The following is a 21781-nucleotide window of genomic DNA, read 5'->3' on the forward strand; positions in this document are numbered from 1 at the left end:
GGAGCCTGAGCGGGGTGGAGTCCATCCTGTCGCTGCGGGCCATGTGGCTTTCCCAGGATGGCCGCTGGACGCAATACTGGAACACCCGCCCGGCCTACGGCGAGGCCGCCTAACGTGTCACGGACCCCAGCGACTCCGCAAGTAGGCCTCTTTCTTTCTCGTAACCTCCTGCCGTGACGGTCGATTGTGATCGGAACGGATGCGTTGAGCAAATTCGCATTCGTTTTGGGGTTGACAAGCGGCCTTGTATCTGTCATAATAGATATATGGCAGATAGAGGTAGCCGCATTTCTCGATCGCACATGTCCGCCGCTGAACGGCGAGCCCGGTCGCAGCTGGCCCAGTTGCTCAGCCGGCAGGCCGTGATCCGAGGTACACTGCTGGTTCGGCGGCGAAAGTGCGGCAAGGCCAACTGTCACTGTGCCCAGGGGGAAGGCCATGAAAGCCTGTTCCTGGTGATTTCGGAAAACGGGCGAACCCGACAACTTTTCGTCCCCAAGGATTGGGAGTCGCGTGTGCGACTGTGGGTGGAGGATTACCACCGCGCCCGGGAACTGCTGGAAGAGATTTCACGCATCTATTGGGACAAGGTGCGTTCTCGGCAGGATTGATCATTCTTCGACGTGTACTGACCTACAGCGACAAGTCCCTGAAGTGGGAAGAGGGTCTCGATGCGGTGGGCGATACCCGTCGTCGAGCGAAGATCCCCACGCGGGTCGTGGCCCGGGCGGTGGCGGTCATGTTCCTGAGCCGCCAAGGCAGCCTGCACGCCCTGGAGCAGAGTCGGCCCGGCCGGTTTTGGAATCGATGGCTGGGGCAGGAGATGCCTTCGGCCGATTCCATCGGGCGGATCTGCTCCTTGATGGACGTGGAGGATGTACGCACGGCTTTTCGTAAGGTCTATGCTCGCCTGAAACGGATGAAGGCTCTGGAGCCGCCCGGACACGGATTGATGATGGCGGTCATCGATGGTCACGAACTCACCGCCAGCCGTAAACGCTGTTGTCCGGGGTGTTGCCAGCGGACGCTCCACACCCAAACAGGGGATGTAATCGAGTACTATCACCGATACTCGGTTCTACGGTTGGTCGGCCGAGATCTCTCGTTCATGGTGGATGTCGAACCCGTCCGGCCCGGCGAGGACGAGTTGGCGGCATCCCGGCGGTTGGTGGAACGTGTGGTCCAGGCCTACCCGCGGGCTTTCGATGTGATCGCCGGGGACGCCCTGTATGCCAACACGGACTGGTTCAAGTTCGTGCTCGCCCAGGGCAAGCACGCCCTGGCGGTCCTGAAAGACAACCGCCCGAATCTCATCGCGGATGCCCGCACGTTGTTTGGGGTCCTGCCCGCCGGTCTCGACTGGACCGATGGCCCTCGGCGATATCGTTGTTGGGATTCGGATCGCTTTACCGCTTGGCCTGAATTGGCGGCCCAGGTCCGGGTCGTTCGAAGCCTGGAAACCCAGACGGTTCGACGGCAACGAGACAAACAAGTGGAGGAATCGACCTCGGATTGGCTGTGGGTGACCACCTTGCCGGCCCCCAGAGCCTCGACCCGAACCGTGGTGGACCTGGGCCATCATCGCTGGGACGTGGAGAATCAGGGATTCAACGAACTGAGCAACCGCTGGCACGCCGACCACGTCTACAAGCACCACCCCACGGCCCTGCTGGTCTTCTTCCTGTTCGCACTGCTCTGCTTGAACGTCTTCATGGCCTTCTACCACCGAAATCTCAAACCTGCGGCACGCCGAGCGGCCAGCACCCTGCATGTGGCCGCGTTGATCGCCGCCGAACTGTATGCTTCCATCCGCGATGGCCCCGCCCGCACACCCACCTGACGCGATCGCCACCTACGCAATCCCGCCCTCGCCCTCCAATCAAACCTCGCTGCCCCCGAGGCGGTGGCCGCACGCACATCTCCGCCTCAAAAGCCCTTCCCGCCCCTTCCCGAATCTGGTCATGCCCCAATCCGAACGTAAACCCTTGCTCTGCCACGTCCACAAACCGCACCTGCGGAATCGCTGCGGCGTCCAGCAGCGGCATCCCCAGCACATCCTGCCGGTTCTCGTCATACGCATGGCCGAGGCCTTGCCGTTCCACCCACGCGTACTCCGCGCCCTGCGGGCGATACGGCACGAGCACTTCATCAATCCTGGCCGGGGCGGTGCTGGGATCGACACCGGGAGCGAAAGGAGCGTTGAAATGCTCCAACTCGCCCGTGATGCAGATCGAGGGCACACTCAGCACCGCATCGCCGGGCGGCGATGTGAGCCTCCGCTTGAACATGTAGGGGGCGCAGTAGCTCGCGGCAGCGATCGTCTTGTCGGGGGCGAAGACCATCAAGTTGAGGGCGAACCCGCCGCCGGCGGAAAAACCGACGCCAGCATACGGGGCGTTGACCAGCTCAGGATGCCTGGATGCGGTGGCGATCACTTTCATACTGTCCTGGAAGGCAAGGAATATGCCGTAGTGCCTGGCCTTAACCGTGTCCTCCGCCGGCGGAGACAGCATACGACGCGGAGAACCGGCGGTGGCTGTGCTGCCGACATACGCGAACCCATGCAGATGCATGAAATGGCGGTAGTACTCGCAAATCTTCCACTCATTCCGCGAGTCGCCCCCGGAATAGCAGGCGTTGACCAACAGGCCCCGTACTGTCTTCAGCCCCTCGGGGATGACCATGGTGTAGTTCATCGTCGCGAGGTCGTCGTAGCTGCAAACCACGTACCGGTCTGATCCCACAGTAACGGCTGATGAGGTCACGGTGGGCGCGGCTTGAGCCGGCGCTGGCGGCACATTGCCTTGGACGGCCTTCGTGCCAGGGGTGGTTGCCCCGGCGCTTGGGAGCGACTTGGCGGCCGGCGTGATGCGGTCAACGATGATGCCGTCATTGCCGTTGACGGTGCCACGCGTGCCGACAATGGCATACGAGCCCAGGTCGCCCGTCGAAAACTTGGCCAGCATCTCGGCCACCGAGGTATCAGCCTTGTCCGACGCCTTCAATTCGTACCGCCTGCCGTCCACCTGCAACAGCGGCCGTTTATAGGTGCCGGTCCTTGCCGCGGTGCCCGTGAAGGTTTCGCTCCCGGCCGCACACAACGGAATTGCCGAACCCAGCAGCGCGACCAGCGCGAGGAAAACGAAAGGCATTTTCTTCATGCTACCATTCCTCCCTTTGTGGTGATGCACGGCGTTCTTCCTCATGTGATGTTCACTTTCCCTGTTCCCGTTTCACGCCTTGCGCAAATCCCGAGATGGTGTTCTGCTCGATCCGCTGCTTGCCGGTTTCGGAGGGCGAGGCAAGATGGATCGCCACGGAGCCGTTGGTCGCGGCAATACGGTTGCGCGTGATGGTGCAGGCGTCATGACTGCCCGTTTCCAGCATGATCCCGGCGCCGGTATGGACGGTGATGTCGTTGTTCATGATTGACGCGGCGATGTAGTCGCCATCGAAGCGGATGGCGGCGCCGGAACCACGGACCCGGAGGCGATTCCCGGTCACCACCGGATCCCGGCTCCGCAGCAGAAGGCCGTAGGCGGCCCCCGGCTCGCACTCAATCGTGTTGTTCGTGATTCGGACCTTCCCTACGTAGGGGGCATAGTCGCCAGGCGCGTAGAAGTCGGTCAGCACACAGCCCCAACCCTGCCCCCCGGTCAGCTTCCCGCAGTGGACGTCGTTGCCGGAGAAAAGCACATCGAGGCCGGTAATGCTTACCGCAACGGCGGTCTCCGGCTTGGGGTAGAGCCACATGTGGTTACTGAGGAACCGCCAATGGGCTCCGTATTCCCCGAATCCCACGGACGCAGCGCGCACCGTGTTCTCCTCGAACAGACCGTCCTGGCTGTTGCGCTGCGGCAACTCAATGCCGACGTACTCCGGCCCAACAGATCCGATGACGTTGCGGACAAATCGAAAGGAACGAACCGTATTGAGATCGAACGTCGTCACAGCGTTCGATTGGCCCACGCGTGTGTCGGCCAAGAACTGACAATCCTCTGCTGAGAAGCCCCAGGTTTCCATCACGGTTAACGGACGTGCCCCCTGGACGATGAGATTCTTCAGACTCACATCGCAAGTGATTCGCCGCGTGACATTCGCGATCTGGGGTGTCGAAAAGGACCGGGCGAGAGGGCAGGCGAGTGCCAGTTCGCCCTCGGGAGTTACTGCAGTGACGCGGGTCAGTTCGGTGGGGAGGACGTCGCCGGTCGTGGTCGCGTAGATCGCGGCGTAGTCGCCAGCCGCGAAATGGGCGGCATCGGTTGGCCTCGCCAACTTGACTGCGCGTGTGTCCGCCACAGTTGCACGCAGGGAGTAAAAGCCGCCGTTGTAGTTGGTGTTCTGGCACGTGACGACGGCATAATGCGGGATGCCGACCACCACCACAGCATTCCCCACCATCGTCGCTCCCGGCGGCAGCGGAGCGCGGCCTTTCTCACCTTGCAGCAGCGTTGCCCCCGGTTCCCCTTCGATGTGGATACGGGAGCCCACGAGCAGGTTGTGAAAGCCCCAGGGGTGCACGCCCGGACGGTACGAGTTCAGGAGGTAGGTCCCTTTGGGTATTCGCAGGATGCCACCCCCCTTGGCCGTCAAAGCATCGATCGCAGCTTGAATGGCTGGCCGATCATCCGTCATTCCATCGCCCTTGGCGCCAAAGGCGGTGACATTGAACACGGTCACACCCGCAGCGGAATCTCGGGTGACCGCGCCGCCTACCGCCGGGCGGGAGGTCGGCACCGCCGCCGACAACTTGAATGCCGCCCACGCTGTGCACCATTGCCGATCGACGTTGCTGTTGGCGTACCCCTGATAGGTCCAAAGGAGATCGGCGGCAGAAGGGTCAACGCAGGTCGCGCTGTAATTGCTGAAATTGGTCGCGGCGACGCCGGCGTATTTGAAGGTGGTCGTACCCTTGACGGCCACGACCGGCGGCCGCATCGTGCCGGCAGGATCGCCGGCCGCGTGCATCATGACGCACACCGACGGGAACTCCGTCGCGGACGTCCGCGTACACCCGATGCCGATATTGCCATGATGGTCCACGGCCATCGAAGGGTAGAGGTAATCGTGGTCGGCGTCGTCCACCAACCCCTCCTGGAGCAGGGCGCCATCGCGAACTCGCACCTCGTACCAGAGGATCCCGGGGCGCGAATCGGCGGTGCGCTGCGCGCCATTGCAGCCGAACACACTGCCGCCGCGTACAAAGGCACAGTTGTTCCGCCGGCCGCCGGACTGCAGCAGTTTCACGCCAGGTGCCGGCTGAAGCCCCTCCATCCTCGGCACGGGGTAAGGCCTGCTGAGCGCAATTTCCTGAGCGGCCGAGACGGTGGCCTTCCGCCTCGACCAAGCGAGCCTGTACAGATACAGCTTGCCGCAGGTGGGGCCGCCGAACTCATTGTTGAGGAGAATCGCCGGCGCGTCAGGCGCCTTGTCGGGGTCGAGGTCCACCGCCGGGACGGCGGCATAGATCAACTTCTGCAGAGTCTGCGCGTGGGTCAGCACCGGGCCTCCGGGAGCGATGGCGTCGGCCTTGGGAATCACATAGAGATCCAGCGCTTCCTTGCCGTTGCTTGAGCCGTTGGCGCAGGTGATATACAGCCCGTTCTTATCGACGCCGATCTTCAGTCCGGGGTCGATCCGCGGCAGCGGGAGTTTGACTCCGTTCCATGCCCGCATGGGATCGGAGGAGGTGGACACGGCCAGGAAGGAGTCGCTCGGATCCGTCCCCGCCACGGTGGCGAACCACTGCTGCGACAGTGGGTCGTAGACCATCCAGGGATCGTTGGCGTCCTTCTGGGGATCGATCGAGCCGGCCGGCTTGACCTGGCCCCAGAACTCGTGCTGGGAAAAATGCCGCAGCACCTTGCCCGTTGCCTTGTCATGCACGGTCAATCCGCCCTCGGTGAAATCGACGACGTGGTTGGGTCCAACCGCCCCCATGACATTGGCGGCGGCCTTCCAGCCCGGTCCCTTGTTACCTTCGAAGTTGACGACAACCTCCACACCCGCCGTGTCCTGGCGGCTGCTCACCGTGGCGACTTCTGAGGTCACGGTGGGCGTGGCCTGGGCGGCCGCGCCGTCGGCGGCGAATCGCACGAAACAGCAGGTACAGCCCAGTAGCAACCCGATCACACTCAGACGCGCCAAACTGAACACTGGGGTCTCCTTCTTCGGATGTCGTCGGCTTATCGAACTGGCGAGTACCGCGAAGTCCTTCCGGTCGAAGAGGGTACAAAGTGATGAGGATTTAGGGCTCACAGACTTCCCGACATGAGTCGGCTCACGGACGCGCCCATCCGAACACCTCGCATATTCTTGCTCTATTGCACAGCCGGGCGTGTCGTCCGGACGGACGATGGCTCCTCGGGTAGCCAGCGGAGCACGGGTGGTAGGACTCCCCATAGACACGCACCCTCCGCGTCACAACTCAGCGTAGGCAGACCGCCAGCACTTCTCGATCCGCGTCATGTCTCTTGCGTACGGGTAGTAGTTGTCCAGAGTCTCAGGCGCAGAATCGATCGCGGCTTTGATACACTCGAGGGCTTCATCAGCATCACCAACACCACGGCCGCATGGTCTTCTATCAGCACAGCAGTCTTCATTCTTCAAAGAGCGTGCCCAGACTCAAACCACCCGCCTCTCTGCACGTACAATTCCAGCATCCTGGCGAAGGAATCGGAACAGCCTTCCCAAATCAGCAAGCCACCATGCAACCAGTCTACACGCAGGTTCACGCCACGAGAACCTCCCGTTCCGACCGACTTCGCGCCTATCGCACTGCCCCAGATCGTGAAACGGCCTCCGTCTCGCGGAGGGCCGGCAGCCTCTGGCGATGCTATCGCCCGGTATTTCTCGGAAACAGCTGTGCTGCAAAGCCCCAATGCTCGCGATCTTTTGCCTCCGTTTCGCCTCGTCCGGTTACGTCGCCGGGTGGTGTGCCGCTATTGTACCAGCGCTCTCCACCACCGCGTCTACTGCTTTGACGGGCGGAGGCGCCAACTCCATGGCATTCGGGTGTTCTTGTTCTACATCTTCGATGAGCACTCGAGCGTCCATATTGATCCGTGCCAGGCCGGCGTCCACGGCCTGCACGAGCCGATTCAGACTGTGATCGAGTACCGCTTTCATATCTGCGGCGTGTTGGACTCAATCCCACCATGTTGATCGCCTTGAGACATGCCTCTGCTAACGCGATCATCTGCTGGCGGAGTGCCGAAGCAGAACGAAACAAGCTCTTGGGACGTACACGTAGAGCGTGGAGGAGGCCGTTCAACCGAGACTTCATTGCCGGGGAAACCGAATCCATCCGCTCTCCAACGCGAGCGGTGACCCTCCTCAAGTGCACGCGTGACCTGCTGGGCTGGCCGCTCCAGTATGCAGGATCTGCAACGGAGGCTATAGTGAGCCTCGTGAAACGCCAAGTGGTGATCATCTCCCTCGTACGACGGAGAAACACAAGCATGGCCGCCCGAATGCACGCTCCCAATCCGATTCACGGGGCACCGCGGATCCTCGCCGTTATGCTGTGCGCCATGTGCTATGTGGGGCAACCGCCAGCGGAGGCCCCGAAGGCATCGCCGACGGTACGGCATGCTAGGCATCCGGACTCGGAGGCACGCCCTTTTGCGGCGGGATCGATCACCCAGATGGTGGCACTGGGAGCCGTCGGCTCCGCTGCGAAACCTGACCGCGATGACTCACCGTCCGCCGATGATCCGCGCCAAGACGTAAGTTCTGAGACTCGTCCACCAAGCGGGCCCAAGCAGGCTTCTTCATCCACCGGGTCCTCCCGCCCCAGTCCTTCGAGTTCCACCTCACTGGACAAACAACTGGCCGGCCTGCGGATTCCCCCCGCCTGGCTGGCCGAGGTGCGCACGCAGTACGACACTGCGCATCCCTGGAAGGACGCGCGGCTAGAGGTCCGTCGGCTCCTGGGCCTCAACACCGAAGCCGCCCGCAGGGAGGCCATCAAGCTGACGTGGGTGTATCTCCAGAAGGGTGACATCGGCGACGGCCACGAGTACCCCATGTATGTGTTTCTCGGCGGCGAGCCCCTCTGGGCCGTCAGGGCCCATGAGGAATTCCTGGCCAAGCCCCACAAGGAACCTCCGTTGCACGCCTCCATCTCCCTGGCGTCGCTGTATACGCGATTCGGAGCGTTCGAGAAGGCCAAGGCGGCCCTGGACCGAGCCATGGCCCGGCTGCCCGCTCCCCCGTGGCGGATCGCCGGGCAAGCGAGCCTTGAAGACGCCTTCGGTGATCTCTATGTCGCCTGGGGAAAAACGGATTCGGCCCGGGAGCACTATGCGAAGGCCATCAAACTGTATCCGACATCGGATCAACCCTACGGACAGCACCTGCTCAAGCGGCAGGCGGACCGCGTGCAATCGAAGCTCGACCTGTTGAGCGTCCGTTCCCTGTCCGGCGCCCGGCTTCGTGATGGCAGTTACACGTCCACGGCCCTGGGCTATGCCGGCGATGTGCAGATCACCTTGTCTGTGCGCGAGGGCCGGATGACCGACATCAAGGTGAAACACGAGGAGAAAATCGAGCAGGGCGCGTGCACCGTCATTCCCCGGCGGATCATTGAAAAACAGAGTCTGCAGGTCGATGGGGTCAGCGGTGCAACCGTGACCACCAGCGCCATTCTTGACGGCACGCTCCAGTGCCTGCGCAAGGCAGGGCTTCCGTAGAGGGGAGGATGGTCCATGCCCAGGTTCCTTCGACTTCCTCGCTCGGCGAACATCTTCCTGCCCTGCCTGAAGGCCTCCGACCGGCTCGGGTGGCGCGGAACGAGGGACCATCTCCTTGCTCGGCTGGGTCCCACGTGGCGAAACTCACCGTTGCGGCGCGTCCTGCAAGCCGCTTGCCTTGTACTCTTCTTGTACGCGTTCTTCTATGTCTGCTGGCCCTACTCCCAGCCGTTCTCCGCGACGACGCTCAGTGACAAGCAGTGGTTTCCCGCCGAGACTTTCCTGTTGCTCGACCCGCTCGTCGGCATCTCAACCGCGCTCGCTGGGAGAGTCCTGAACTGGCCGACACTGGGGTGGACAGTGGGCGTCGTGCTCTTGTGCCTTCTGGTTCCCCGTGCTTTTTGTGGCTATCTTTGCCCGCTCGGTACGCTGATCGACCTGTTCGACTGGCTTGTCGGACGCCGCATCCGAAGATTCCACCTGTCTCCGGAAGGACGAGAAGGGCGGTGGTGGATTCATATCCGGTACTACCTTCTCGTCAGCGTGCTGGGGGCTTCCTTGGGTGGGGTCCTCCTTTCGGGATTCGTCGCAGCCATTCCCGTGCTTACGCGAGGGTTGCTCTTCACCGGCGGACGCCTGCAACTGAGCCTGATGAAGGGTCAGAAACACCTGTTGCCCGCCAATTGGGCACTCTATGCCTCTATCGTTCTCTTCGCCGGTACGTTCCTGGTGAGTCTGCTCGGGCCACGGTTCTGGTGCCGATGCCTGTGTCCCAGCGGAGCGATCCTCTCGCTGCTGAGTCCGTTCCGAGTGGGGCAGCGGAGGGTTCAAGACACGTGCTTCGGTTGCGGCAAGTGCGCTCAAGTCTGCCGCTTCGATGCCGTGAATCAGGACTTCACTACCCGAACGAGCCATTGCACCTTCTGTCAGACGTGCGGCGGAGTCTGTCCGACGGGTTCCATCAAATTCGTCACGCGATGGAACAAGGAGGCGCCAAAGCCGGCGGGCGAGATCTTCCGACCGCCATCCCCATTGTCGCGGAGAGGCTTCCTGGCGGCGTCGATCCTGGGCACGGTGACGGCTGCCCCTGGACTGGTGACGTCCAGGCAGGGCAGCGATCGGCCACGGCCGATCCGTCCGCCCGGCAGCGTTCCCGAGGACGAGTTTCTGGCTCTGTGCATCCGCTGCGGGGAGTGCTTCAAGGTTTGCCCCGGGCCGGTGCTGCATCCCGCCGGTACGGACTACGGCCTGGACGCTCTGTGGACCCCGGTGGCACACCTCCACCACGCCGGCTGCCATCAAGACTGCAACTTCTGCACGCAAGTCTGCCCAACCGGAGCCATCCAGCCGCTAGAACTCGCGGTGAAACGCCGGACCCGCATGGGATTAGCTCGGATCGATCCCGACACGTGCCTGCCGTACCGCGGGGACAAGCTCCGGCAGGATTGCGACCTCTGTTACGTCGAATGCCGGCGGGCCGGGTATGATGCCATCGAGATGAAGGAAACTCGCATCGAGCTCAACCCGCCGCCGCCGGAAGGCGTGTTTTCGGAGGTCGAACTGGAGGCCATGAGCCGCATCCGGGTACCCGTGGTGAAGGTGGAGGCGTGCGTGGGCTGCGGGATCTGCGAATACCGCTGCCACACTCGGCACGTGGTCCAGAAACCCACTCTTCGACGGAGCGCGATCATGGTGTGGGCTGAGAACGAACATCGACTCCTCTCGTTTCCCGCCGATCCACGTGATTTGCCTTCGGTGACGAGACCAGCAAGCGTGGCTTGACGGCGAGGTGAGGAGGAAGGCTTGCGGAACAACGATACGCAGCCGGGCGGCGTAGCCTGGCGAGTGCCAACGAGAAATGCCGGGCAATAGGGAGCTGTATTCATGCATTTCCTGACGCGCAGAAGAGTTCTCGTGACCGCCTTGGGTGGGGCGGGCGCCTGGGCACTATGGAAGGGGCGAGATGTCCTTCCACGCGAGCGGCGGGCGAGCCATTCCGTACGACCGGATGCCTCGGCGGGCATTTTCGTCCGCAAGGGGCGTTCGCTGGGAACAGAGGTCTCGATCAGTGCCATCCATCACGACGAGGGAGTTGCCGATCGGGCTATGGCGGAGGCCTTTGCGGAGCTTGGCCGAATCGAGAGCGTACTAAGCCTGTATCGGCCGGACAGCCAGGTGAGCCAACTCAATCGCGACGGAGTTCTCAGAGATGCTCATCCTGCACTACTTGAGGTTCTTGTAACCTCCTTGGCCATGTCGCAGCGGACCGGTGGGGCGTTCGATGTCACCGTTCAGCCGCTCTGGGAAACCTATGCGGATGCGGCTGGACGCGCCCGGCTTCCGGCAGACGAGGAGATCGAGGCTGCGCGGCGACGCGTGGACTGGCGGCAGATCAGACTCTCGAGTTCTCACGTGGAACTGAAGCGGCCTGGGATGGCCGTGACCTTCAACGGCATCGCCCAGGGATATGCTGCCGACCGGGTGAAGGCCGTGCTGCAGGAGCGGGGTATCCGGCAGGCGCTCGTGGATATCGGCGAAATCGGCGTGATGGGCGAGAAATCCGGGGAACCGTGGAAGATCGGCATCCAGCACCCGCGCGCGGCGGACGCTTACGTGTGGGTGGCTCAACTGAAAGACAGGAGCCTGGCGACGTCCGGCGATTATGCCACTACCTTCAGCGAAGACCATCGAGATCATCACATCTTCGATCCGGCCACCGGCCGGTCACCTACGGAGTTCGCCAGCGTTTCGGTGGCCGCGCCGACGACCATGGCGGCTGACGCGCTGTCCACCGCGATATTCGTGCTCGGACACGGAAAGGGAGTGGAGCTGGTTCGGAGCACGCCGGGGGCCGACGCCCTCTTCGTCTTCAAGAACGGCTCAGTCATGTCGACCGAGGGGTTTCCTCAGGCGGTTTGATGCTCATGTGAGTTTCGTGTTTGACTCGGAGGCCTTGTCGAAGGAGTCATCATGAGAGCACTCGCGCGGGCGAGAAGGTTCGTTTTGCTGGCGCTGGGAATCTGTTGTTTTGGTCTGCCAGCCCTTGGGTATGAGGGGCAACGGGCCAACTCCGTGCTTCTGAATGGCCAATGGGAGTTTGCCAAGGGGAAGGGCGATGAAGATGCCCAGGCGGCTACGGGCCGGCAACGACTGGACTGGCAGCCGGTCACATTGCCGGGGCCATTCATGAAATACAGCCAGGAGGCGGCGAATGACACGAAGATCGTCTGGGCCCGCCGAGGCTTCACCGTCAGCGCGACACAGGCCAATGCCCTCGCCATCCTCCGCTGGAATCGCATCGCCAACGGCGCGGAGGCGTTCATGAACGGCCGGAAAGCCGGCGAGAATGAGTCGACGGGGCCGTACCAGGTCATCATGCCGACGGGAGTCCTGAAGGCGGGAGAGAACCAGATCGTGCTCAAGGTCCGGGGTGCCGCCGCTGTGCGCAGGAGCCGGAGCGGAAACCCCTTGATCCCCGCGGGCTTCGGTGTGGGAATACCGGAGGTGACCGACGATGTGTGGATCGACTTCGCCGACTCGGCCTACATCAAGTGGGCTCTGTCAATGCCCGACCTCGCTGGTAGCCGCGTGAGGATCAGCGTCACGCTGACTGGCCCGCTGCGGATGGACGGCTTGAAGACTACGGCACAGGTCAGGGAATGGCCGGACGGGAAGCTCATGGGCACAGGTGAAGCCCCGGCCCGGCTGATTCCCGATCCCAACCCCTTGGGCGGCGAGCGCTTCACCATCGAGGTGCCGATGCCCGGTTTCAAACCCTGGACCTACGAGCAATGCCCGCTGTACGCCGCCAACGTCAAGCTCACCGGTGGCGGGCGAACACTGGATGAAATGGCCTTTCGATTCGGTATGCGTGAGATCGGCGTGAAGGACCGCAATTACAGACTCAATGGCAGAAACCTTTGGCTACGAGGCTCGAATCTGGTCTTTGAGTGGGACTGGGGCGACACGATCACCGGCCATGAATTGGATTACTTTGTCACCGAAGCCCGCGAAATGAGCATGAACTCCTTTCGCACGCACACGCGCCCGCCGCCACGGCGTGTGGTCGACATCTGCGACGAGCATGGAACGATGATCCTGGCCGAGTTCCCAGTGCTCTTCAACTACCAGGACTACAAGTTCACACCGGAAGAGTGGGAAATCTGGCACCGCAACTGCCTGCTCGATGCTGCAGGCTGGATGGCACGGCTGTGGAATCACCCCTCGGTGGTGATGTGGGTGTTGTCCAACGAATCCCGGAACGACGATCAGTGGGAAGAAGGGCCGTTTCAGGACTTCGTCAACAGGCTCGATCCCACCCGGCCGACGATGCGGACGGGCCACGCTACCCGCGAGAACTTCGATCTGCATCCCTGTGGCAACGTCACCGAAACCGATGAAGGGCACCTTCAGCAGTCCGTCGGAGGTTGGTTCAAGGAGGCCGGTGATCGCACCACTACCGTCAGCGAATACATGAACGATTTTGGCCACCCGCGCACGCAGTGGACTGGCGTGGATGACCGGCTTGCGAATGACTTGGCTGTCGCTCAAATCGGGGCCGAACATACCGAGGCTATGCGACGCGCCCGAGTGGACGCGATCCTGCCGTACATGTATGCCGGGTGGACGCGGACGCGTCAGGCGGCCCGAGTTCATGAGAACGAGAAGGGCAACGCCATCTGGAGGGCCGGCTACGCTGCTCCGCAGTCGGCCGCATGGCACAGTTCTCTGTCTCCGGTTCTGGCCAGCCTGGATCTGTTCGACGCCAGCTACCGGACCGGCCAGCAGGTCGCCACCGACCTCTACCTCATTAACGACTCGTGGCACGATGCGAGAATCCACGTGGATCTGCTGCTCACCAGGGAATGGCCGCAGTTCATTCCGGAAGCCGAGTGCTTTGAGAAGCCCGTCAGCAAATGGAGTTACGATTTCGCCCTCAAGGCTGATTCGATTGAGAAGACCTCGATCACCTGGAAGCTGCCTGAGAAGGAAGGCTCCTACTGGCTCACCGCGCGTACAACGGGAATCGCGGGCCGCCCCGTGCTCAGCCAGCGCTTTGTGCGTGCAGTCAACCCGGCGCTGATTTCCGAGGCATCCAGGCAGCGCACCTTCGTCGTCCTCGGCAGCAGTGACGCCGCCCGGGCGTTCTTCAACACCTGGGGTCTTAATACCTCGGAGAAGCTCGACCCACTCTCGCCGGACAAACAGGTGGTTGTCATCTGGAATGCCCCGCACCTCACCGGCGCTGAGAAGCGGAACGCGAAGGCTTTGTGTGACTTCGCCGGCCGGGGAGGACGAATCATCGTCCTTTCAACGCCGTCGTGGGATTGGCGGGAACTGTGTGACGTCAAGATCGGCAAGGCCGAGCGGTTCTCGCGCGTCTTTTCGCATCAAGCGGTCCGGCATCCGGTGTTGACCGGTGTGGACCCGCAATGGCTGAGCCGTTGGAACGGCCTGCCCGGCACCGTGGGGATCGGTGCGATCGAGGGCGACGCCCTGACCCACGCTACGAAACTCCTATGGGCACGTGATGGCAAGACCACGATCGCTGCCGAACCTCCAGCAGCCATCGGCGATGGCCGAATCCTGTTCGTGCAGTTGGACGTGCAACGTCGCCTCGACCCGACCGGTCCCGGGTACGACCCTGTGGCCGAGCGCATCCTGCTGAACCTGCTCGACCCCCAGTCTCGGCTCGAAGCACGAAAGGAGCCTCTGCCATGATCGCATATGTCCTCCCGTGGGCTGCCGCGGCAGCGCTCAGCCTGACAGCCATGTCTGCAGGGTTGGCGAACGCCCAATCCGTCAAGGCTTTTCCCATCGCCGAGGGGTTTGGTGCCAACGCAGTTGGCGGTCGCGGGGGACGAGTCATCGAGGTCACCAATCTCAACGACTCGGGCGACGGGAGCTTGCGAGCGGCCATGGAAGCCTCAGGGCCGCGCATCGTCGTGTTCCGGGTCAGCGGCACGATTACCTTGAAGAACGCAATCCGAGTGAGCACGCCCTACCTCACCGTGGCCGGACAGACCTCGCCGGGCGGCGTGCAGATCAGAGGGGCTGGGCAGCCGGAAGGCGATTGGGGTGTCTGGTTAGTCAACGGCGCTCACGACATCGTAGTGCGTCACCTCCGCGTGCGCATGGGCGGCAACATGCAGCACGACGCGGGCAATAATCTGTTATGCTATGGGACGGGCGAACCGGGAGTGCACGACGTCGTCTTCGACCACTGTTCAGTCGCCTGGGGCTCCGACACACAACTGGACTGGTATGGCTCCTTCCTGGATCGGGCCACTTTTCAATGGAACCTGATCGGTGAGTGTTTCATGGGCCAGCACGTCGGTGGCAACCGGGCCCCCAAGAACATCACGCTTCACCACAACCTCTATGCGAATCTCGGCTCGCGAACCCCGTTGATGCAGCACGCGGACGTGTTCGATTTTCGGAACAACGTGATCTACAACTGGGGCGGCAACAACGCGTCGGTCTTCGGACAGTTTGCCCTCAACAGCTCCGCCTTCGGAAACGTGGTCAACAACCTCTGGCTCGCTGGGCCGGAAAGCGACTATCCCTACCTTAATGTGGGCAACGGCGGCCCGACGCGCATCGATGGAACAGCAGCGGAGTTGGGTGGTACGAAGCTCTACCTGGCTGGCAACTGGGGACCACGCAGTCCGGCCGGCAGCGCCAACGACTGGATCGGGCACGGTGTCAACACCTGGGACTACTACGAGTTCAAGCACGACGGCGACACCCACGTGGTAGATCAGTCACAGTACGACGCCGGAAAGCCGTTCTCCGCTCCTGCCGTCGCACTGGACCCTGTATCGAACCTGTTGGACAGAGTGCTGTCCACCGTGGGAGCCTGCAAGCCCTCGCGAGACGCCATTGATCTGCGCATCGTCAAGAGCGTGCGCGATAGGACCGGCACCTCGCGCGCCAGCACGACCGGCCCATGGCCCGATCTGGCTGGCGGTGCGCCTGCGCCGCCGGCGGACTCCGATCACGACGGAATCCCCAACGTCTGGGAGACGGCGCACGGCCTCGATCCTAACGACCCCCGTGACGGCGCGGCCGTCGCGACCAACGGGTACACCAACGTGGAGAACTACCTGAACGAACTCGCCGGGGACCCGGTTCCGGGGTTGGCAAGCGCATCAGTCACAACTCGACCTCGACCATGAGTCGGAAAGGACCAGGTATGAGTGCGGCGATCATGAAGGCGAGAGAATGGCTGTGGCTGCTGATCGGAATAGGCGTTGCCGCGTCGTTCCAAAGCCTTCGCGCCGCGGATCAACTTCCCTCGGATAGCGCGGGCGCCAGCCAGAAGACGGCCAAGGTCGTCACCTTCCAGTTCGGCACGCCGACCTCCGCCGCCCGCGCTGGCTTTACCAAGGTGACCGTGAAGGACGCGTTTACGGCTGAAAAGGGCTACGGCTTCCGTTCGACGCAGGACCTGGAGGCTTTCGACCGCGGAGGATCCGAGATTGTGCTGCCCAGGGATAGCTACACCGCCTCGACCTATGGTGCATATCGAACCACCGCGGATCTGACTTGCGCGCTGATCGAAGGTCGTACCGATAATAGCTTCGAGGTGGCCGTGCCGGAGGGTGAGTACACAGTCTGGCTCATCGCCGGCGACGCCGAGTGGGACCCGCCGCTCTTCGAGGCGTGGGCGAACGGCCAGAAGAAACTCGACGTGCGCATCCCGCGAGCGAGATTCGTCTTCATGGAACCTTTCCAGGCCCGCGCGGCCGAGGGGCGATTGCGAATTGAGTTCAAAGGCCCGCACGGATGGATTCTGAACGGCCTGGTCATCGGCCGGGCCGGACCGGAGTTGGTCCACGTGGTTGCCGAACTTGAACGTGACATCTTCTTCCTGACCCAAACGGAACTGCCCAACTGGAAGGAGGTGAGGCCGGAGCCTGCCCATCACCGGCTTGACTGGAGCGAGGCCGAGTTGGAAAGAGGTTATGTGGTTGCCTCTGTCGATTATACCGAGCCGGTCACGCCGACCTTCGTGCCCGCCCGAGCGGCCATCGCGCGACCGCTCACCGCTTTTGCCACCCCGGGCGAGTTCGAGCCCGCCAGTTTCTGCGTTCTTTCCCACAAAGATCTGGGGGCCGTCGCTCTGGAACTGTCCGATTTCGTTGCTGAGAAAGACGGCCGGACGATCCCGCGGGAGAGCGTGAAGGTCGGAACCGTTCGTTGCTGGCCCCAGCGCGTCAGCGGCTGGGGCGGCAAAGGCGAGTACCACGTAGTGCCGGAGATGATCGAATCGCCGGCGAACCAGGCTCCGCATGTGGCGGCCCGCCAGCTCAAGCAGTGGTGGCTGACGATGTGCGTGCCGCAAGACGCTCCGCCCGGGCGCTACCGGATGTCCGTTACGCTTCGGCCGGAAAAGGCGCCCCCGATCACGTTCGAGTGGCGCTTGTTGGTGCTGCCTTTTGAACTGGTCCGCCCGTCCGACAGACACTGGGGAACGTGGCTGGAGAGCTTCCCGCCGGTCGGGGGACTCAGGGGCCCCGAGCGGCGAGGACGGAATACTCCCGCCGAGCAGGCCCGGCTGGTCAAGGCCGACTTGGCCGATTACCGCGAGCACGGCTTCGACCTAGCCATCTTCAACTACTACTTCGGCGTGAAGGAAAACCCCGACGGCACCTTCACCTACGACATATCCGGCCTGGCCCGCGACCTCGAGTACTGGAAGACCCTGGGCTGCAGCACGCCGGTCGCGATTGGCTGCGAATACACTTTGCGCAACCTCGAATATGGTCTGGCGGAGCCGGGAAAGAAGCACATCCCCGGCACGTTCAGCCCCAAGGCCCACCAGGCGATCGTCGGCCTGGTGCGGCATATCCGCGACGAAGCCCAGCGACGCGGCTGGCCCAAGCTGTATTTCTACCCGATAGACGAGCCCGGCAACAACAAGACCGAAAACCGCATGCTCTTTGCCGAAAACGTCCTCGGCTTTGTCCACGAAGTGCCCGGCTGCCAGACCGCCACCACTCTGACAGCCGGCGACCTTCAGCGGTTGGGAGATCGCGTGGACGTACGCATCTACGCTTACGGCCACTACAGCCGCAACCGAGTCCTCCAGGAGGTTCGGCAAGGCCATCCCTTCTGGTACTACGAGAATGGAATGTTCTACGGTCACAGCACGATCGCTTCGCGTGGACTGACGGGCTTCGAGTTTCTGCGTTCAGGTGCGGAGGTGGCCACGGCCTGGGGTTTCGACGCCACCGAGGCCAACCCCTGCAATGATTTCGACGGCGGACACAAGGACTGGAACGCGATCTTCCCGGGCGTGGACGGGCCAACGCCAACCATCTATTGGGAGCTTTGTCGTGAAGGCGTGGACGACTGCCGGTACGTGGCAACCCTCCAGCAGCAGATCCGCCTGGCCAGAACACGAGGCAGCATTGAGGCCGCCGATCGAGCCGAGCGCGTCCTGGCGCCGCTGATCGACCCGGATGGTCAGCCCATCGAAAACCCACTGACCTTCGCCCGCCTTCGCTGGCGCATGGCCCGCGAGATCCTCAATCTCATGGGTGACCGGGAGTTGGCGATTCCATTCCCGGCGATCGTCACAAGCACGGCCGCGCCGGAAAAGGCCGGTCCCAATCTGGTTGCCGTTCCTTCCTTCGAGGCCGGCCCGCAAGCCGGAGGCTTCCCCGTGCCGTCGTACCATGCGGATGATCCGTCGCTCAAGCCGGAGGAAAAGCCCGTAGGCGCATTAAGCGTAACCGACGAGATCGCCCATTCGGGCCGATACGCCCTGAAGTGGGATTTCAGTAAAGCCGTCGGCAAGGGCCACGTCTACGACGGTAAGCATTACCTGATCGTCAACGTGCAAGTGTCGCCAGAGGCGGCTAGGCATTTGCGCGGACAGCGCGTCCGGGTGGGGTACTGGTTTCGGCTTGGCGGCGGTGCGGCCGTACCGGGCATGACGCTCCGCCAGTCGGGCAAGGAGGGGCACCTGGGCGGGATCAGCTACACCGGCGGCGTGGAGGATCCGGCCGTCTGGAATCACTTCGTGGCCGAGGACCGGCTGCGCGCCGATTTCGATAGCCTCGACATTCACATTGCCTGCCCCGTTCCCGATGATGCGGAAGCGGCCCGCAAGTCACTCTTCTACATCGACGATGTGTCGCTCCAAGCCATCGAGGAGCCGCCGCTGGCCGTCTCATCGCCTCTCGACGAATACTACCTAGGCGAATTGACTCCGTGGAGTGTTCACGCCACCTCGGACGGCGGCAAGTTACGCGTCGAGCTTTGGGCTGGCGAGCGAAGGTTGGCCGAGCATGCGGCGAGGCCGGAGGGCGGCGTTCTGCATGGTGCCTTTGAAAGCCAAGGGCTAAGACCCGGCATCTGCACGCTGAGAGCTATCCTCGATTCGCCATCCTCGGCGCCGCAAACGGCGCAACGCGACATCATCCTGGCTCCTGATCCGTTCGACTGGCCGGCACGCTCACAATGAGTCTATCTCTCGACGAGGAAGGCACGAGAACAATGAGCCCTTGAGCCCGACGGGTGGAAACAGAGTGGCCCAAGCTTCGGCGAAGCGGATCGCACTGCTGATGGCATTGGCCTGTTCGCCTATTGGAATAACCGGCAAAGCCCGTAAACACGGCAGAAACGCTGCACTTCGACGGGGCAGTTGTCCGATGACAGTTGTTGGGCGTACAAGCGCCAACTAACGGGGCCGGGGCGGCATGGGTCGCCCTGGTATCGGCCCGTGAGTTCTCTGAATAGACGGAGGATTCTACTGGTCGAGGTTCGAAGACCCGATTGTGCCGTGAAAAGCGGCAACTGTTCTTATTGAGCCCCGAGTGGGCCCGGGCACTTGATTCGTGCAAGCCGGCGAGTTCAAGAGCCATCATAAAGATGACAACGGCGAACGCGGCGGGAAATACTTCCCCGAGTTCGCCGTTAGTCGTTTTACGCAAGGCGAAACCGGACAGTTGGACGTAAACGCTTCGCCCAACAAGAGTCTCCCTTTCCCTCGGTGGCACAAACAGCATTGAGACGGTTTCCAGATTTGGCAGAGATGAAAGTGGAAAGCGCTTTCCACGTTGGGCCTGGTGGGTGACCATCATCGGGGCTGAAAACCAAATTGGGCGGGAGAGAAGAGGTGACACCAGCCACCACCGAGACAGGATTGTGGTGGCCGGTTGCCACATTCTGCCCGTCATCAAGCGCACCATGCCCGCCGTCCTGATCCGCCATGCGAATCGCCTGTTCACTGCCCATTTCATCGTGGGCAGTTCAACTGCCCGTAGACTCACGACTTACGACAACTGCTCAATTGCCCACGAATCTCGGGCATAGGACGCTGACGGTCATGGGCGCATGGGCATGTGGGCAGATGGGCTTCTTTTCCCACCTCGGAATCTGTATCCGGTTGGCCCACTGAAAAGGGCGAAGACATCTCAGCGGTGCATTCACCCGCCAGTCCGCTGGAGGAGGAGCACCCAATCTCCCTTTCCCGGCGGCACGAACCGGTGGGTGCCCTTGTTCCCGATGTTGCCCGTGATCGGGATGTAGCGATTGCGCGCCGGGTCGTACCAGCGGGCTGTGAGGGCAGATGCGAACGCGGACACGTCCAATTCGATGACATCGTTGTCTGGGAGGTAGGCTACGGCCAGATCGCCGACAGCGCTCCGGGCCAGCACCATGCGTCGGGTCACGTCGTCCGGCTGGCGGCGGATGAGATCATGGGCCGGTTCCAGACGCCACCACTTGATAGACGCCAGGAAATCGTGCAAGTACTGCATCTGGGAAGCGCTCTCCCATTGCAGCGCCTTCTTCCAATAGTCGGACTTCTCCGGGTCGGTGACCCACTTCCACACTGCACCGTTGCCTCCGGGGACCTTGGGTGGTACGTCGCCAGCCCCGTAGGTGTAACCCATTGCCCCCGACAGCCAGGACCGCCAGCCGAGCGAACGTGCGTCCACCGCCCGCCATGCCTTCTCACCCTCGGCGTCGTACATGGCCTCCAGGTTGATGACGGGTTTGTGCGGCTCGTAGCGATAGAGATGCAGGGTCCACTCGATGGCATGGTGGGCACACCGCTGGAGGTCACCTCCGTTGTGTCCGGTCTGCACGGCGGCGATATCCAGGTAGGACTCGTCATAGTATTGGCTGGAGAACGTCGGTGTGGGCTGGTTCGAGGGCGTACCGGGATGCTGGGTGATCAGGTGAACGGTCGTCGCCTCGCGGGCGGCGCGGCCCACTTCGTTGGCCAGAGGCATGAAGCGGCTGTCGAAACTCGGTGAGAAGATGACGAAGTTGCCGTACAGCCGGGCCACAATACTCCGGGCAAAGAGAGCGGCCTGAGCGGTTTCCGGATACCGGTGAACGGGCTCCATCAACCCGACAAGCAGCACGACCAAGCCCTTCTCGTTGGCCCGCTGGACCTTGCGCTCGAAGGACTGCCAGTAGACCGGGTCCCACTGTGAGCAGGTCTTGTCGGTGAACGCCCGCTCGCCCCGGCGGTCGTGCTCGCCCGCCCACTCAGGCGCTGAGGCTACCTGAACCAGAGTGAAGTGCTTGGCGGTGCGGTCGGCGACGTAGGCGTCCCACTCCTCGTCGTTGGACCTGTGCGGCACGGCCCAAGCGGTATCGCCGATCCACAGGAACGGAGTCCCATCAGCGAAGACCAGGTAGCGCCGGTTCTCGCTGACCTTCAGGAAGCCGCGCCGGTAGAGCGGATTGTCACCCCCATAGGACAAGACTTCCACCACACCGTGCTGCCGGTGCAGGCCGGTGTCGGCCGGGTCCGAGCACTCCGTCTCCCATCGCCAAGCGCCCACCGCAGGGAATGCACAGCGAAGGCGGAAGGTGCGACCGCCATCCCAGAAGCCGTAGGCGCGGAGCGTTCGACCGCCCGGCCCCGTGTAGATGACCCGCAGGCTCACATCCGCATAAGGGTTGTCGTAGTTTCGAGCGCTGGTCAGGGCGCACTCCAGGGCCAGCGCGCATAGATAGGTAAGCTGGGAGGTCTGGCGCGATCGATTGGCATCGTGTATACCTTTCGCAAGTATGCCGTATGGAGCGGCGAGAGTCTCTTGCGAAAGGAGTCTGCCGATGGC

11 protein-coding genes are annotated in these 21781 nt (G+C 62.7%); 8 read left to right on the forward strand and 3 right to left on the reverse strand.

Annotation, left to right across the window (positions count from 1 at the left end; genetic code table 11):
• Positions 1–302: 302 nt before the first annotated feature.
• Both KA354_22675 and KA354_22680 read left to right on the forward strand, forming a co-directional pair.
• Positions 303–611: a hypothetical protein gene (locus KA354_22675; GenBank protein ID MBP7937458.1), complete on the forward strand. Its 309-nt coding sequence runs from the start codon at positions 303–305 to the stop codon at positions 609–611.
• The gene (locus KA354_22680) at positions 608–1840 is read left to right on the forward strand and encodes a transposase (protein ID MBP7937459.1); all 1233 of its coding nucleotides are present in this window, start codon (positions 608–610) and stop codon (positions 1838–1840) included. Before KA354_22675 ends, KA354_22680 begins: the two co-directional genes overlap by 4 nt.
• Here KA354_22680 and KA354_22685 read toward each other — a convergent pair.
• Together KA354_22685 and KA354_22690 are read right to left on the reverse strand one after the other, a co-directional pair.
• Positions 1734–3161, reverse strand: coding sequence for a hypothetical protein (locus KA354_22685; GenBank protein ID MBP7937460.1), 1428 nt, complete (start codon positions 3159–3161; stop codon positions 1734–1736). The two genes, KA354_22680 and KA354_22685, sit on opposite strands and share 107 nt — an antisense overlap.
• A gap of 52 nt (positions 3162–3213) precedes the next feature.
• On the reverse strand, positions 3214–6156 hold the full coding sequence (locus tag KA354_22690; protein MBP7937461.1) for a right-handed parallel beta-helix repeat-containing protein: 2943 nt from the start codon (positions 6154–6156) through the stop codon (positions 3214–3216).
• 1712 nt (positions 6157–7868) lie between these two features.
• On the opposite strand from KA354_22690, the gene KA354_22695 reads away from it, so the two are divergent.
• The 6 genes from KA354_22695 to KA354_22720 all read left to right on the forward strand — a co-directional run bounded on the left by KA354_22695 (position 7869) and on the right by KA354_22720 (position 19167).
• A complete protein-coding gene (locus tag KA354_22695; GenBank protein MBP7937462.1) occupies positions 7869–8693 on the forward strand; it encodes an FMN-binding protein in 825 nt (274 codons plus the stop codon).
• 15 nt (positions 8694–8708) lie between these two features.
• Complete coding sequence (locus KA354_22700; GenBank protein MBP7937463.1) at positions 8709–10475, forward strand: 4Fe-4S binding protein; 1767 nt, start codon at positions 8709–8711, stop codon at positions 10473–10475.
• Positions 10476–10577: 102 nt separating this feature from the next.
• Positions 10578–11612, forward strand: a complete 1035-nt coding sequence (locus KA354_22705) for an FAD:protein FMN transferase (protein MBP7937464.1) — start codon at positions 10578–10580, stop codon at positions 11610–11612.
• Positions 11613–11663: 51 nt separating this feature from the next.
• The gene (locus KA354_22710) at positions 11664–14414 is read left to right on the forward strand and encodes a hypothetical protein (protein ID MBP7937465.1); all 2751 of its coding nucleotides are present in this window, start codon (positions 11664–11666) and stop codon (positions 14412–14414) included.
• Positions 14411–15871, forward strand: a complete 1461-nt coding sequence (locus tag KA354_22715) for a hypothetical protein (GenBank protein MBP7937466.1) — start codon at positions 14411–14413, stop codon at positions 15869–15871. Before KA354_22710 ends, KA354_22715 begins: the two co-directional genes overlap by 4 nt.
• A 17-nt stretch (positions 15872–15888) precedes the next feature.
• Positions 15889–19167 carry a hypothetical protein gene (locus tag KA354_22720; protein MBP7937467.1) on the forward strand — a complete coding sequence of 1093 codons (3279 nt, stop codon included), beginning with the start codon at positions 15889–15891 and terminating at the stop codon, positions 19165–19167.
• Between the two features lie 964 nt (positions 19168–20131).
• Here the strand turns inward: KA354_22720 and KA354_22725 are convergent.
• The coding region (locus KA354_22725; protein MBP7937468.1) for a DUF4038 domain-containing protein at positions 20132–21781 on the reverse strand (1650 nt) is incomplete at its 5' end.

It is taken from the genome of Phycisphaerae bacterium (genome assembly GCA_018003015.1).
Lineage (GTDB): Bacteria > Planctomycetota > Phycisphaerae > UBA1845 > PWPN01 > JAGNEZ01.